We start from the raw sequence: 15,075 nt of genomic DNA, 5'->3' as shown, positions 1-15,075 counted from the left end.
TTAGTAAAATTATTTTCCTAAGCAGAACTGTGAAAATAACTGATTGATTAGGCTTTCTTGTACTGTGTCGCCGATAATTTCACCAAGTATTTCCCATGTTCTTGTTACATCTATTTGTACCATATCAACAGGTACACCAGCTTGTGCTGCATCTAAAGCATCCTCGACCGTTGCTTGTGCTTGATGAAGTAATGCAATATGTCTTGCATTTGAAACATATGTTAAATCGCCCGCTTCAATTTGCCCTTCAAAGAATAACGCAGCAATCGCTTCCTCTAACTCTGTGATGCCCTCTTCCTGTAAAAGAGAAGTTGTCACAATTCGATGATTGCCTGCTAGTTCTTGGACACGTGCTAAATCAATTTTTTGCGGTAGATCTGTTTTATTGACAATAACGATGTAATCCATCGCTTTAATTGTTTCGAAAAGACGCTCATCCTCGGCAGTCAATTCTTCTGCGTAGTTTAAAACAAATAAAATTAAATCCGCGCCACGCAACGCCTCACGTGAACGTTCAACACCAATCCGTTCAACGATATCCTCTGTCTCTCGAATACCAGCTGTATCGACTAAACGAAGCGGAACACCACGTACATTCACGTACTCTTCTATAATATCACGAGTTGTACCTGCTATATCTGTCACAATGGCCTTATTCTCCTGTACTAAACTATTTAAAAGAGAAGATTTCCCAACGTTTGGGCGGCCTAAAATAACAGTTGATAGACCCTCACGTAATATTTTCCCCTGAGAAGATGTTTGCAAAAGTTTAATAATTTCATTTCGTACCCATGTACATTTTTCTACTAATACTGGCACTGTCATCTCTTCTACATCATCATACTCTGGATAATCTATATTAACCTCTACTTGCGCTAATGTCTCTAGTAATGCTTGGCGTAGGTCACCAATTAAACGCGATAATTTGCCATCCATTTGCCCCAACGCTACATTCATCGCTCTATCAGTTTTCGCTCTTATTAAATCCATGACTGCTTCAGCTTGTGATAAATCGATACGTCCATTTAAGAATGCGCGTTTTGTAAATTCACCTGGCTCTGCGAGTCTTGCTCCATTAGTTAATACTAGCTTTAATACACGGTTCACCGAAACTAGTCCCCCGTGACAGTTTATTTCTATTACATCCTCACGGGTGAATGTTTTAGGTCCACGCATTAATGACAGCATTACTTCCTCTACAACCTCATTTGTTTTTGGATCAACTAAATGTCCATAATGAATTGTATGTGAAGCCTTCGTTGTTAAACTTTTTCCACCAGGCGATCTGAATATTTTATCTGCAATTGCGACTGCTTCGTCCCCACTTAAACGAACAATAGCAATAGCTCCTTCACCCATCGGTGTGGATATCGCAGCAATTGTATCGAACTCCATTTAATGACCTCCTTAACGTTATCCACATGTGGATAAATAAAACCGACCAATACTTACTAACACCTTAGACTAACATATTTTCTGCAAAATCTAAAGTAAGGATAATTTCCAATTGTGGATAATAAGAAAGTTCAACATTTTAGCACGTATTTCGACAAAAATTGCGAATGCTAGAGCGTTCATTCTAGATAAAAAAACTATCGTGCCAATGATAAAGTATGTTCTTCGGCAAAACGATGGATTGATTTCCGTTCCGACAAAGCGAGTAGCCTGAAACGGAAATCACCCTCTTCTGAAGCACCACAACATTCACAAAGATTCCCTTGACCATCTTGTTTTCAACAACATAAAAAAGTCATTTTATCATGACGATAAAATGACTTTAGTTTTGTCTGTATGTTTTTTTACGAAGTTTAATCGTTCTTTACAGGTTCAATGACTAAATAACGATTGGGCTCCGTTCCTTCTGAGTATGTTTCAATATCAAGGCGATTTGCCAATTGATTATGAATAATTTTTCTCTCGTACGACTGCATTGGTTCAAATGTCACACGCTCATTTAAGCGAAGTGCTTTATCCGCCATGCGATCTGCCAGTAACTCCAAAGCTTCTTGACGACGTTCACGATAGTTTTCTACGTCTAATTTCACCATTAAGAACTGCTTGGCACTTTTATTTAACACAAGTTGTGTTAATTGCTGCAAGGAATTTAATGTTTGACCACGTTTCCCTATTAGTAGTGCAGCTTTCTCGCTTTTCAGTTGAAATAATACATACTTTCCTTCTCGTGTCGTTTCAATTTCAAGATCATGAATATCCAATTGTTCAGCAATATTTACTAAATAAGACTTTGCATCTTCAATTGGGTTTACCGAGGTTTCTTCTTCCTCTTTTTGTTCCTCTACGACTTGTTGAACAGCTTCGATATCACTTGATTGTCCAGAAACTTGTGAACTTATTGTTTCAACATCATCTATTACTGTTGGTTCGACAAATTGAGTCGTTTTTTGCTGTTCAGCCTTTTCTGCTTCAATTGTTGGTCGAACCTGTACTTCCTTTACTGTTACACGAACTTCTGCAGATCGTGCCCCAAAACCTAAAAATCCTTTTTTACCTTCTTGTAAAACTTCAACATCTACTTGTTCACGGGTTTTGCCAAGTTTCTGTAACGCCAATGAGATCGCTTCTTGTGTTGTTGCGCCTATTTGCGTAAGTTGTTTCACTTTTTAGCCCCTCCATTTTGAGCAGGTTGTGTTTTATTTTTTTCCCAAGGTTTGTAAATAAACAGGTTTTGAGCAATCGAAATAATGTTACCGATTACCCAGTATAGTGATAATGCTGCTGGTAATGCCATACCGAAAGAAATAATCATAAATGGCATAATATACATCATTATTTTCATTTGAGGGTTATCCATCGCTGGGCCCGTACGTAAAACGATAAATTGCATTACACCAGCAGTAATCGCTAATGCCGGTGCAGGATCTGCTAACGGGAAAATAAAGAAATTCCCTAAATCAAAAGCAGGTGTAGCATTCATACGACTAATCGCATGATAGAAACCAATTAAAATTGGCATTTGAATGATTACAGGTAAACATCCAGCAAGTGGGTTAACACCTGACTCACTCATTAACTTCATCATTTCTTTCTGATACTGTTGCTGTGTCTGTGCATCCTTAGAAGCGTACTTCTTCTGCAATTCCTTCAATTTCGGCTGAACTTCTTGCATTTTTTTAGCGTTCTTTGTTTGTTTAATCATCAATGGAAGAATTGCTAAACGAATGATGATTGTTACAGCAATGATTCCCCATGCATATGAACCGAGAAAATCAGCAAAGTATTTAATCACTGACACTAAAGGCCAAACAATGAATTCATTCCAGAAGCCCGTGCTTTCTTTGGAGATTGGTTCTTTGAATTCTGTACAACCAGATAGTAGCAATGCTACTGAAGCTAGCGACAAAATTACCCAAAGTTGTTTCTTCAACCTTCTTCCCCCTACAAATACTATTCACTTTTCCTAAAACTATATGCGTTCTTCTTTATACATTTACAGTTTCCTGCTACTGAATAAAGTTATCAGTTATTTTATCATGCATATAACGTTTCACTCTACTAAATATTCTAACAATGTGCACAAATTTACTAAGTAATGTTACTAATTTTTCATATATTGCAGTGAAACTTCATTTTCAAATACCCCTATGTGTATTTTCTATGACTTCACTTTTGCGCATAAACGCTTCTTAGATAAAGGCGTTATTTCACCACTTTGGTTGCCATCTATATTACGCTTTCTTCAATACTTTTGCGATTCGTAGTACATGCTGCAAACTTTGTTTTATTTCATGAAAATCCATAGTGGCCGCCGGTTGTCTGGCGATAATAACATAGTCCATATTCGGCTTTAGTTCATCCTTTAATTCATGAATACTTTGTCGAATATAGCGTTTGATCTGATTGCGTGTTACCGCATTCCCAAGCTTTTTGCTAACCGATAATCCTACACGAAATTCTGTTTGTCCCTCTTTTTCAAAAAAATATACGACAAACTGCCGATTAGCGAAAGATTTACCCTTTTTAAACACCTTTTGAAAATCATCGTTTTTTTTCACTCGTTGGCGTTTTTTCATTACTTTCACCTGCTACTAGATAATTATCTTTTGATCCTCATTTCTAGGTTTACCAAAAATAAAGAAAAAAAAGACCACTGATGTGTCTCAGTGGACTTATTTTATGCTGATAATACTTTTCTTCCTTTACGACGGCGAGCAGCAAGAACTTTACGACCGTTTTTCGTGCTCATACGTGCGCGGAAACCGTGAACTTTGCTGTGCTTACGTTTTTTTGGTTGGTAAGTACGTTTCATTTATATAGACACCTCCTGAATGAGTTGAATTTTTCAACATACAGACCTGAATATTATATAAAGTAACTAGTTATTTTGTCAATGAATTTTATAAATTTCTTTCCCTAAGCAAATCTATGTCTATCATTTACTATTATCATCTTCTACTGAACAAAAATAAATTATCCACAGAATACTTGTTTTTTTTACACAGAGTTGTGTATAGTATTTTTTGCATTATTTTTTATCCACAACGTTTATCTACACCTTTTTCACATAAGCAGACCTTGTGGACAACTAGGAAGTGCATAAATGAAATGTGTGTGGATAAGTTTCATAAACTATTGAAATAGCTTTGTTTTTCTGATACGATATCTGTGCTTCACTTTGTTGAAAACTGAAATGAACTTTTAATTTATCCACAACTGTTGATATGCTGTGGATAATTTTTATCACAGCCTTTGGTTAACTTTTATCCACAACTTGTGAGTTTGTGGATTAGTTGTAAAATGAACGTATTTACCGTTTCTATAAATGCGCTATTTTTATTGCTGTAATAGTATTGAAAACTGTAAAGGAGATTAGCAGCTTGGAACATTTAGAAGAACTATGGAATAATGTCCTGGCTCAAGTTGAACAAAAAATTTCTAAACCAAGCTTCGAAACGTGGCTAAAGTCTACTAAACTACTTTCCTACAATGGTAGTGGTTCTACTGTGACAATTGCTGCGCCAAATTCGTTTGCTCGAGACTGGCTTGAAAATCATTATATTCATTTGATTACAGGTATATTAACGGAGCTTACAGGCGAAGACTTGCTTATTAAGTTTGTTGTTCAAAAAAACCAGGATTCGGACGATTTCGATTTACCAGCGCCAATTATCCAAGCAAAAAATAACGATCATCATGATATTTCGCCAGGTATGTTAAACCCGAAGTATACTTTTGATACGTTTGTTATTGGCTCTGGTAACCGCTTTGCTCATGCTGCCTCGCTAGCTGTCGCAGAAGCACCAGCGAAGGCTTATAACCCATTTTTTATCTATGGGGGAGTAGGTCTTGGCAAAACACACTTAATGCATGCGATTGGTCATTATGTATTGGAACACAATCCAAATGCAAAGGTGGTATATTTATCATCTGAAAAATTTACAAATGAATTTATTAACTCAATTCGAGATAACAAGGCACTTGATTTCCGCAATAAATATCGCAATGTAGATGTACTGCTAATTGATGATATTCAATTTCTAGCTGGAAAAGAATCAACTCAGGAAGAATTTTTCCACACTTTTAATACATTGCATGAAGAATCGAAACAAATTGTTATTTCCAGTGACCGTCCTCCTAAGGAAATTCCGACATTGGAAGATCGTTTACGTTCTAGATTCGAATGGGGACTAATTACAGATATTGCACCGCCTGATTTGGAAACTCGTATCGCCATTCTCCGAAAAAAAGCGAAGGCTGATGGTCTAGAAGTGCCAAATGAAGTCATGCTCTATATTGCGAACCAGATTGACTCCAATATTCGGGAGCTTGAAGGTGCGCTTATTCGCGTCGTTGCCTATTCATCACTTGTTAACAAGGATATTAATGCAACTTTGGCTGCTGAAGCATTAAAGGATATTATTCCTAATTCAAAGCCGAGAACTGTCACTATATTAGACATTCAAAATGCAGTAGGAGAGCATTTTAACATTCGTTTAGAGGATTTTGCCGCGAAAAAACGTACAAAGTTAATTGCCTTTCCGCGTCAAGTCGCCATGTTTTTATCCCGCGAATTAACAGATTTTTCGCTGCCGAAAATTGGCGAAGAATTTGGTGGACGTGATCATACTACTGTTATCCATGCTCATGAAAAAATATCTTCTATGTTGAAAAATGACGTTCAACTACAGCAAGATATTAAACAAATTCGAAGCATGTTAGGAAAATAATACTGTGGACAACACAAACGTTTAAACACAAACTTATACACAGTCTATCTACATGTGGATAGACTGATTTTATTCATTTCAAAAGACTTATCCACAAATCCACAGGGCCTATTACTATATCTTTTTTATTTTATATAAATAAATAATATAAATATGTGAGGGAATACGAATGAAATTTGATATTTTACGTGACCGTTTATTAGAGGGTTTAAATGATGTCATGAAAGCAGTAAGTTCTAAAACAACTATTCCAATTCTAACGGGGATTAAAATTGATGTAACAACTGAAGGTATTCGTTTAACAGGTAGTGACGCGGATATCACAATTCAAACATTTATTCCAGTAGAAGAAGATGGCCAACAAATAATTCATATTACAGAAACAGGATCAATTGTTGTACAAGCTCGTATGTTTAATGAAATTGTACGTAAGTTACCAACAAATGAGGTTGAAATCCAAGTAACAACTGGTTTCCAAACTCATATCCGTTCAGGTAAATCTGAATTCCATTTAATTGGCTCAGATGCTGCTGAATATCCTTTATTACCCGAATTAACAGAGGATCAAAAATTTACTATTCCTGCCGATCTATTAAAGTCAATTATCCGTGAAACAGTATTTGCTGTTGCCACTTCAGAAAGTAGACCCGTGTTGACAGGTGTAAACTGGCAGTTAAAAAATGAAGCATTAATCTGTGTTGCAACAGATAGCCACCGTTTGGCAAGACGTAAAGTTCAATTGGAAAATTTACCTGAAGTTGAACATAGTGTTGTAATTCCTGGTAAAAGTTTAAATGAGTTAAATAAAGTATTAGAGGATTCTACAAATCTTGTGCAAATTGTTATTACAAGCCAGCAAGTGTTATTTAAAACTGGGGAAGTATTATTCTTCTCTCGTTTACTTGAAGGTAACTACCCAGATACAACTCGTTTAATTCCAGAAGAGTATCAAACAAATTTAACGATTAATGGTAAATCATTATTACAAGCAATCGATCGTGCGTCTCTTGTTGCTCGTGGCGATCGTAATAATGTTGTGCGTTTTGAGATTTTAGATAATCAAGCTGTCGAAGTTTCTTCTAATTCTCCAGAAATCGGCAAGGTCCAAGAGGAAATTCCTGTTGAGTCATTAGAGGGGGAGAACTTAAAAATTTCTTTCAGTGCGAAATACATGATGGAAGCATTAAAAGCAATAGATGGTCAAGATGTAATCATTCAATTTACAGGAGCAATGAGACCTTTTATTTTACGTTCTGTTCATGACGATGCTATTTTACAATTGATTTTACCTGTACGTACTTACTAAAATTTAAACAATTTTTGTTGGAGAGAATAAACTCCATAATTTTTAGCTCTAGCTCTATATGCTTTAAAAACGTTCTGATAGTCGCAGATTGCGGCTATCTTTTTTTACTTATGGCGAATTTTTAGGTATGATAGAGAGATAGACAGTCTGTATTTGGAGGGGAACTCAGCTATGAAGGACATTGAAATCGATGTAGAGTTTGTTACATTAGGGCAACTCTTAAAAATGACTGATGCCATTAGCTCTGGTGGCATGGCCAAGTGGTTTTTACACGAAAATGATGTATATGTAAATGGAGAAGTAGATGATCGCCGCGGTCGTAAATTACGTGACGGTGACATTGTAAATATTCCTGGATGTGGTCGATTTCGTATCGTTGGTACCACTGGACAGTAGATTATGCATATAGAGCAATTAAAACTTACAAATTACCGTAATTATGATGCCTTAGCTTTAAACTTCTCTCCAAAAATTAATGTTTTCATTGGTGAAAATGCTCAAGGGAAAACAAATGTTATGGAATCTATTTACGTATTGGCGATGGCTAAATCCCATCGCACGACGAACGATAAAGAATTAATACGTTGGGATTCAGACTATGGTAAAATAGAAGGGGCCGTTCAAAAAAGGCATGGTATTTTACCGATTGAGCTTACGATTACGAAAAAAGGCAAAAAGGGTAAGATAAATCATATAGAGCAGAGTCGCCTCAGTCATTATATTGGTCAAATGAATGTCGTTATGTTTGCCCCCGAAGATTTAAATGTTGTAAAGGGGAGTCCTCAAATACGACGACGTTTTATTGATATGGAGATTGGGCAAATTTCTCCTGTCTATTTACACGATTTATTAACCTTTCAAAAAATTTTAAAGCAACGTAACCACTTTTTAAAAATGAATCAAGGTAAAAAAATGCCAGATGACGTGATGTACGACGTTTATAATGAACAATATATTCACGCAGCTACCCAAATTATTCGAAAAAGATTTCAATTTATGGATTTATTGCAGGAGTGGGCGGAACCAATTCACGCAGGTATTTCACAAGGGAAGGAAACGTTAGTTATAAAATACCGCACAGTAGCTGGTATTGAAAAAGAACATACTTCTACTGAAATCGAAGGCTTCTTGCATAAAAAGCTAATAGAAGCTAAGGAGCGTGAATTTGATCGAGGTGTAACACTAGTTGGTCCACATCGAGATGATTTGCAGTTTTTAGTAAATGACTATGATGTTCAGACATACGGTTCACAAGGACAGCAACGTACAACTGCTCTTTCATTAAAACTTGCTGAAATCGAGTTAATTAAACAAGAAACAAATGAAACACCCATACTACTTTTAGATGATGTATTGTCGGAACTCGACGATTATCGCCAATCGCATTTATTAAATACCATTCAAGGTGAAGTTCAAACCTTTGTTACGACTACAAGTGTTGATGGAATTCATCATGAAACGATGGAACATGCACAGCTGTTTCACGTGAAACAAGGAGCGATTGAAGAAAGTTAGCCCGGGGAGTTTTTTAGATTACAAAAGAATGGTAATAGTCAGCTCGGTTGACTGTTCATTCATTTACACACAATGATGTTATGAAGGAGTAGATGAAAGCCGTGGCTATAGAGAACGAAGGTTTACAAAATCAAGCTTATGAAGCCGATCAGATACAGGTATTAGAAGGTTTAGAAGCGGTACGTAAAAGACCTGGGATGTATATTGGTTCAACAAGCTCTAAAGGTCTTCACCATTTAGTATGGGAAATTGTTGATAATAGTATTGATGAAGCACTAGCAGGATTTTGTACAGATATAAATGTAACGATAGAAAAAGACAATTGGATTCGTGTAGAGGACAATGGTCGTGGTATTCCCGTAAGCATTCAAGAAAAAATGGGTAAGCCGGCTGTTGAAGTTATTATGACAGTGCTCCATGCTGGCGGTAAGTTCGGCGGTGGAGGATACAAAGTTTCTGGTGGTCTTCATGGTGTAGGGGCATCTGTTGTGAATGCTCTATCAGTTGAGACGATCGTTCAAGTTCATCGTGAGGGTCATATTCATGAAATTAAATTTGAACGCGGGAAAACTATTCAAGAGCTAACAATTATCGGTGATTCAGATCGCAATGGAACAACTACACGTTTTAAAGCAGACCCTGAAATATTTAAAGAAACGACTGTTTATGAATATGATATTTTAGCACATCGTATTCGTGAATTAGCTTATTTGAATCGTGGTATCAAGATTACAATTGCTGATGAACGTGAAGGTGAGGAACGTTCTACTACGTATCATTATGAAGGTGGTATTCGTTCTTACGTAGAGCATTTAAATCAATCTAAAGAGCCAATCCATGATCCAATAGATGTTCTTGGGGAAAAAGATGGTATTTCAGTTGAAATTGCTATGCAATATAATGCTGGATTCTCTTCAAATATTTTTTCATTTGCTAATAACATTAATACGTATGAAGGCGGTACACACGAGTCTGGTTTTAAAACAGCTCTGACACGTGTTATCAATGATTATGCGCGAAAAAATGGGCTTTTAAAAGAATCAGATGCAAACCTTACTGGTGAGGATGTTCGTGAAGGGTTAACAGCTATTGTTTCAGTTAAGCATCCTGATCCACAATTTGAAGGACAAACAAAAACAAAGCTTGGTAACTCTGAAGTTAGCCAAATTACTAACTCTTTATTCTCAGATGGTTTTGAACGATTTATGTTAGAAAATCCAACTGTCGCTCGTAAGGTAGTTGAAAAAGGTTTAATGGCTGCCCGTGCACGTGTCGCTGCTAAAAAAGCACGTGAATTTACACGTCGTAAAAATGCACTTGAAGTATCAAGCTTGCCAGGTAAATTAGCTGACTGTTCATCAACAAATCCATCTGAATGTGAAATTTATATCGTTGAGGGTGACTCTGCCGGTGGATCAGCAAAATCTGGACGTGACCGACACTTCCAAGCAATTTTACCGTTACGTGGTAAAATCCTTAACGTTGAAAAAGCACGTTTAGATAAAATTTTATCGAATGCAGAAATTCGTGCAATGATTACAGCATTTGGCACAGGTATTGGTGAAGAGTTTACTTTAGAAAAGGCTCGTTATCATAAAATCGTTATTATGACAGATGCCGATGTTGATGGTGCCCACATCCGCACATTACTATTAACATTCTTCTTCCGTTTCCTTCGACCTCTAGTAGAGGCAGGTTATATTTATATTGCACAGCCACCTCTATATCAAGTAAAGCAAGGTAAGCATGTTGAATATTGCTATGATGAAGAAACATTAAAAGAAATTTTAGAGCGACTACCAAAAATGCCAAAACCAAATGTACAACGATACAAAGGTCTTGGGGAAATGAATGCAGAGCAGCTTTGGGAAACTACAATGGATCCTGAGCACCGCACATTGTTACAAGTAGAATTAGATGATGCAATTAAAGCAAACCAAGCATTTGAACGTTTAATGGGCGATGAAGTTGAACCTCGTCGTCAATTTATCGAAGAAAATGCAGTATACGCTAATTTAGATATTTAATTTTTCTTGAGAGGAGGTCTACACTTTGTCAGAACAAGAACGCTCCGGTGTTAAAGGAGTTAATATAACAAAAGAAATTGAAACATCCTTCCTCGATTATGCGATGAGTGTAATCGTTTCTCGTGCATTACCAGACGTACGAGATGGGCTAAAGCCTGTACATCGCCGTATTTTATATGGCATGCAAGAGCTAGGGAATACAGCAGATAAAGCGTACAAAAAATCAGCACGTATTGTTGGGGACGTAATGGGTAAATACCACCCACATGGTGACTCATCCATCTATGATGCAATGGTACGTATGGCGCAAGATTTCAGCTATCGTTACATGCTAGTCGATGGTCATGGTAACTTTGGATCTGTCGATGGCGACGGAGCGGCAGCGATGCGTTATACAGAATCACGTATGTCTCGTATTGCAATGGAAATGCTTCGTGATATTAATAAAGACACAATCGACTATACAGATAACTATGATGGTTCAGAAAAGGAGCCTATTGTCCTTCCGAGTCGCTATCCAAACTTATTAGTAAATGGAGCGGCAGGGATTGCGGTTGGTATGGCGACAAATATTCCTCCACATCAACTTGGTGAAACGATAGATGCAGTGATAGCACTTTCTGAGAATCCGGCTATTACAACGGAAGAATTGATGGAAATCATCCCAGGGCCTGATTTCCCAACTGGTGGATTAATTTTAGGTCGTAGCGGTATTCGCCGTGCTTACGAAACAGGTCGTGGCTCCATCATTATTCGCGCAAAGGTAGAGATTGAACAAAAAACAAATGGTAAAGAAACAATTCTTATTCATGAATTACCATACCAAGTGAATAAAGCTAAGCTTATTGAAAAAATAGCTGAGCTTGTACGCGATAAAAAAATTGATGGTATTACAAACCTACGTGATGAATCTGACCGACGTGGTATGCGAGTAGTCATTGAAGTTCGTAAAGATGCAAATGCCAATGTAGTTTTAAATAATTTATATAAACAAACAGCAATGCAATCGAGTTTCGGTATTAATATGCTGTCATTAGTAAATGGTCAACCTAAAGTAATGGGCTTAAAAGAAATGTTGCATCATTATTTAGAGCACCAAAAGGTTATTATTCGTCGTCGTACGGAATTTGACTTAAGGAAAGCAGAAGATCGTGCACATATTTTAGAGGGCTTACGTATTGCCCTTGATCATATTGATGAAATTATTGCTATTATTCGTGGTTCACGTAGTGGTGAAGAAGCGAAACCTCAATTAATGGAACGATTCAATTTATCTGAACGTCAAGCGCAAGCGATTTTAGATATGCGTTTAGTTCGTTTAAGTGGATTAGAGCGTGAGAAAATTGAAGCAGAGTATCAAGAGCTTCAAATATTAATTGCTGAATTAAAAGCAATTTTAGCGGATGAGGCTAAAATTGTTGATATTATTCGTACTGAAATATTAGAGCTAAAAGAACGCTTTAATGATACACGTCGTACTGAAATTACTTCTGGCGGTTTAGAAATGATTGAGGATGAGGATTTAATCCCAGTCGAAAATTCGGTCGTAACTTTAACACACAATGGTTATATCAAACGTTTAGCTGCTAATACATATCGCAGTCAAAAACGTGGCGGTCGTGGTGTACAAGGTATGGGCACAAATGAAGATGATTTTGTAGAGCATCTTATGAATACATCTACACACGATACAATTTTATTCTTCACTTCAAAAGGAAAAGTATTTAGAGCAAAAGGTTATGAGATTCCGGAATATGGTCGTACAGCGAAAGGATTACCGATTGTTAACTTACTCAATATTGAAAAAGGTGAGAAAGTAACAGCAATGATCCGTGTTGCTTCATTTGATGAAGATGCATACTTTATCTTTACTACTAAAACAGGTATTTCAAAGCGTACACCAGTTTCACAATTTGCTAATATCCGAACAAACGGCTTAATTGCTATAAGCTTACGAGAAGATGATGATCTCATTTCTGTTCGTTTAACAGATGGCGATAAACAAGTGATTATCGGTACTCGTGATGGAATGCTTGTACGTTTCCAAGAGGATGATATTCGTTCAATGGGTCGTACTGCAGGTGGTGTACGAGGTATTAAACTACGTGATGGTGACGAAGTTGTTGGTATGGAAATCGTTGAACCAGGACAGGAAATTTTAGTTGTTACAGAAAAAGGTTACGGTAAACGTACTTCTGAAGAGGAATATCGTTTACAGAGTCGTGGTGGTGTAGGATTAAAAACAATTCAAATCACTGATAAAAACGGTCCAATGGTAGCTGTAAAAACTGTTGATGGTTCTGAAGATTTAATGCTTATTACAATTAACGGTATGCTAATCCGTATGGATGTGAACGATATCTCATTAATTGGTCGTAGTACACAGGGAGTTCGATTAATTCGTTTAGGCGATGACGAGCTTGTTGCAACCGTAGCGAAGGTTGAAAAAGAAGAAGAAGAATCTAGCGAAGAAAATGAAGAAGTAGAGGAATAATAAAAAGACCGATGACGACAGCTAATGTTGCCGTTCATCGGTTTTTTAGCATAAATCATGAAAAATAAGTAATTATTTTGAATTCCATGATAAAATGAAATTAACCTATGTTTAAGCAAGCGAAATAGTGAAGAGGTGTTAATTGCGTGGAAACTATACAAGTCCCAATTTCAGAGTTACGCGTTGGTAAAGTAATTTCTGAAGATATTTTTGCTAATACACAATATCCAATAATTTTTAAAAACACGATAATTTCCCATGAGCATTTACAAGTTTTTTTTGCTTTTAATATTTCAAGGGTCCCTGTATATAAAGATAGTATAGAGACTCAATCAGAGATAAAAGAAACAGATTTATTCGTCCCAACAGAGGCTATTCCAACTTTTAAAAAGGTTTATGACAATTCTGTTGAACAATTCAAAAAGGAATTTAAAAATTGGGAAGCTGGTGCAAAGGTAGATATTACGAAAGCACGTAAAATTATTTTGCCGTTATTAGAAATGGTTTTAGAAGATCGTACAATAATTTTTGAGTTAAATGAATATTCAAATCCAAAAGACTATTTGTACCATCATTGTGTAGCAACAGCATTGATTTCTTCAGTGATTGCACAAAAACTAGGCTATGACAAAGGAATTACAATTCAAGTTGCAATTGGTGGGTTATTAGCTGATTGTGGGATGGCAAAAGTTCATCCACGTATCCGCGATAAAAAAACAACCTTAACAGAGCAAGAGTTTGATGAAATTTATAAGCATCCGATTTATAGCTATAATATGGTCAAAGATTTAACAATCTTAAAGGATACAATGAAAGAGGCTATTTTCCAACATCATGAGCGTTTAAACGGTAGTGGCTATCCGAAAGGGGAAAAAATCGCTAATATTTCTACTTTCGCTCAAATTATCGCTGTTGCAGATGTATTCCATGCAATGACATGTGAGCGAGTGTATAGAGCAAAGCAATCTTCCTTTAAGGTCATAGAGATGATTAATGAATCTGAATTTGGGAAGTTTGATATTAAAGTAGTTCGTGCACTGATAGATATTGTTGCCGACCTTCCTATAGGAACTATAGTTGAACTATCTAATCTAGAACATGGCGAAGTGATGTTTATAAATAAATTTGCACCAACTCGACCTCTTATCAAATTAAGCCAATCAGGGGAGATATTTGATTTAGGCAAAAATCGTACCTTTTATATTTCACGTATTATACCAGATTAATAATAGTTGAAAGGCAACCCATGAACATTGGCGTTTGCCTTTTTTATTTTTAGTTATGCCGAGGCTTAACTGATTTAAGGTTAACTAAATCCTCTAAATATAGTGATGTAGAAGGAGAATAATAAATTCATATAAACTATTTGAATTTATTTTAATAAAGTGTTGACATAGTTTTAGATTCTTGATATTATTAATGAGTCGCCAAGAGGTGACACTTAAAATAAAGTAATGAACCTTGAAAACTGAACAAGCAAAACGTAATCAATAAAGTTTTTAGTAGCTAACCTTGAGTTAGTGAACGAAACAAAATTTTGGACATCAA

General features: G+C 36.4%; 12 protein-coding genes. 7 read left to right on the top strand and 5 right to left on the bottom strand.

The window, feature by feature from the left end:
* Nucleotides 1-9: 9 nt before the first annotated feature.
* The 5 genes from mnmE to rpmH form a co-directional block, all read right to left on the bottom strand.
* On the bottom strand, nt 10-1,395 hold the full coding sequence (gene mnmE / locus ACQKMV_RS22040) for a tRNA uridine-5-carboxymethylaminomethyl(34) synthesis GTPase MnmE (protein WP_427506492.1): 1,386 nt from the start codon (nt 1,393-1,395) through the stop codon (nt 10-12).
* A gap of 413 nt (nt 1,396-1,808) precedes the next feature.
* Complete coding sequence (jag, locus tag ACQKMV_RS22035) at nt 1,809-2,618, bottom strand: RNA-binding cell elongation regulator Jag/EloR (protein WP_427506491.1); 810 nt, start codon at nt 2,616-2,618, stop codon at nt 1,809-1,811.
* On the bottom strand, nt 2,615-3,385 hold the full coding sequence (yidC, locus tag ACQKMV_RS22030; RefSeq protein ID WP_427506490.1) for a membrane protein insertase YidC: 771 nt from the start codon (nt 3,383-3,385) through the stop codon (nt 2,615-2,617). Before yidC ends, jag begins: the two co-directional genes overlap by 4 nt.
* Before the next feature lie 301 nt (nt 3,386-3,686).
* Nucleotides 3,687-4,031 carry a ribonuclease P protein component gene (rnpA, locus tag ACQKMV_RS22025; protein ID WP_427425741.1) on the bottom strand — a complete coding sequence of 115 codons (345 nt, stop codon included), beginning with the start codon at nt 4,029-4,031 and terminating at the stop codon, nt 3,687-3,689.
* Nucleotides 4,032-4,132: 101 nt separating this feature from the next.
* Nucleotides 4,133-4,267: a 50S ribosomal protein L34 gene (gene rpmH, locus ACQKMV_RS22020; protein ID WP_004233310.1), complete on the bottom strand. Its 135-nt coding sequence runs from the start codon at nt 4,265-4,267 to the stop codon at nt 4,133-4,135.
* Nucleotides 4,268-4,835: 568 nt separating this feature from the next.
* On the opposite strand from rpmH, the gene dnaA reads away from it, so the two are divergent.
* The 7 genes from dnaA (at nt 4,836) to ACQKMV_RS21985 (ending at nt 14,753) form a co-directional block, all read left to right on the top strand.
* Nucleotides 4,836-6,185: a chromosomal replication initiator protein DnaA gene (dnaA, locus tag ACQKMV_RS22015; protein ID WP_368637196.1), complete on the top strand. Its 1,350-nt coding sequence runs from the start codon at nt 4,836-4,838 to the stop codon at nt 6,183-6,185.
* 169 nt (nt 6,186-6,354) lie between these two features.
* Entirely contained in the window at nt 6,355-7,491 is a 1,137-nt protein-coding gene (dnaN, locus tag ACQKMV_RS22010) for a DNA polymerase III subunit beta (protein WP_427425742.1), read from the top strand.
* A 171-nt stretch (nt 7,492-7,662) separates the two neighbouring features.
* Entirely contained in the window at nt 7,663-7,887 is a 225-nt protein-coding gene (gene yaaA / locus ACQKMV_RS22005; RefSeq protein ID WP_053482950.1) for a S4 domain-containing protein YaaA, read from the top strand.
* Nucleotides 7,888-7,890: 3 nt separating this feature from the next.
* Nucleotides 7,891-9,006: a DNA replication/repair protein RecF gene (recF, locus tag ACQKMV_RS22000; protein WP_427506488.1), complete on the top strand. Its 1,116-nt coding sequence runs from the start codon at nt 7,891-7,893 to the stop codon at nt 9,004-9,006.
* Between the two features lie 92 nt (nt 9,007-9,098).
* Complete coding sequence (gene gyrB, locus ACQKMV_RS21995) at nt 9,099-11,033, top strand: DNA topoisomerase (ATP-hydrolyzing) subunit B (protein ID WP_427506486.1); 1,935 nt, start codon at nt 9,099-9,101, stop codon at nt 11,031-11,033.
* A 25-nt stretch (nt 11,034-11,058) separates the two neighbouring features.
* Nucleotides 11,059-13,527 (top strand): DNA gyrase subunit A, encoded by a 2,469-nt coding sequence (gyrA, locus tag ACQKMV_RS21990; protein ID WP_427506484.1) that lies wholly within the window; start codon nt 11,059-11,061, stop codon nt 13,525-13,527.
* A gap of 146 nt (nt 13,528-13,673) precedes the next feature.
* Nucleotides 13,674-14,753, top strand: coding sequence for an HD-GYP domain-containing protein (locus tag ACQKMV_RS21985; protein ID WP_427506483.1), 1,080 nt, complete (start codon nt 13,674-13,676; stop codon nt 14,751-14,753).
* The last annotated feature ends 322 nt before the right edge of the window (nt 14,754-15,075 follow it).

The organism is Lysinibacillus sp. NPDC094403, from assembly GCF_050278745.1.
Lineage (GTDB): Bacteria > Bacillota > Bacilli > Bacillales_A > Planococcaceae > Lysinibacillus.
Note: the sequence above shows the minus strand (reverse complement) of the source record. Positions and strands in the feature narration are given on the sequence as shown.

What these genes read in the sequence shown, in the direction of transcription:
- rnpA (WP_427425741.1), bottom strand. Translation starts at nt 4,031, where the DNA reads ATGAAAAAACGCCAACGAGTGAAAAAAAACGATGATTTTCAAAAGGTG.
- mnmE (WP_427506492.1), bottom strand. Translation starts at nt 1,395, where the DNA reads ATGGAGTTCGATACAATTGCTGCGATATCCACACCGATGGGTGAAGGA.
- recF (WP_427506488.1), top strand. Translation starts at nt 7,891, where the DNA reads ATGCATATAGAGCAATTAAAACTTACAAATTACCGTAATTATGATGCC.
- gyrB (WP_427506486.1), top strand. Translation starts at nt 9,099, where the DNA reads ATGAAAGCCGTGGCTATAGAGAACGAAGGTTTACAAAATCAAGCTTAT.
- yaaA (WP_053482950.1), top strand. Translation starts at nt 7,663, where the DNA reads ATGAAGGACATTGAAATCGATGTAGAGTTTGTTACATTAGGGCAACTC.
- rpmH (WP_004233310.1), bottom strand. Translation starts at nt 4,267, where the DNA reads ATGAAACGTACTTACCAACCAAAAAAACGTAAGCACAGCAAAGTTCAC.
- dnaN (WP_427425742.1), top strand. Translation starts at nt 6,355, where the DNA reads ATGAAATTTGATATTTTACGTGACCGTTTATTAGAGGGTTTAAATGAT.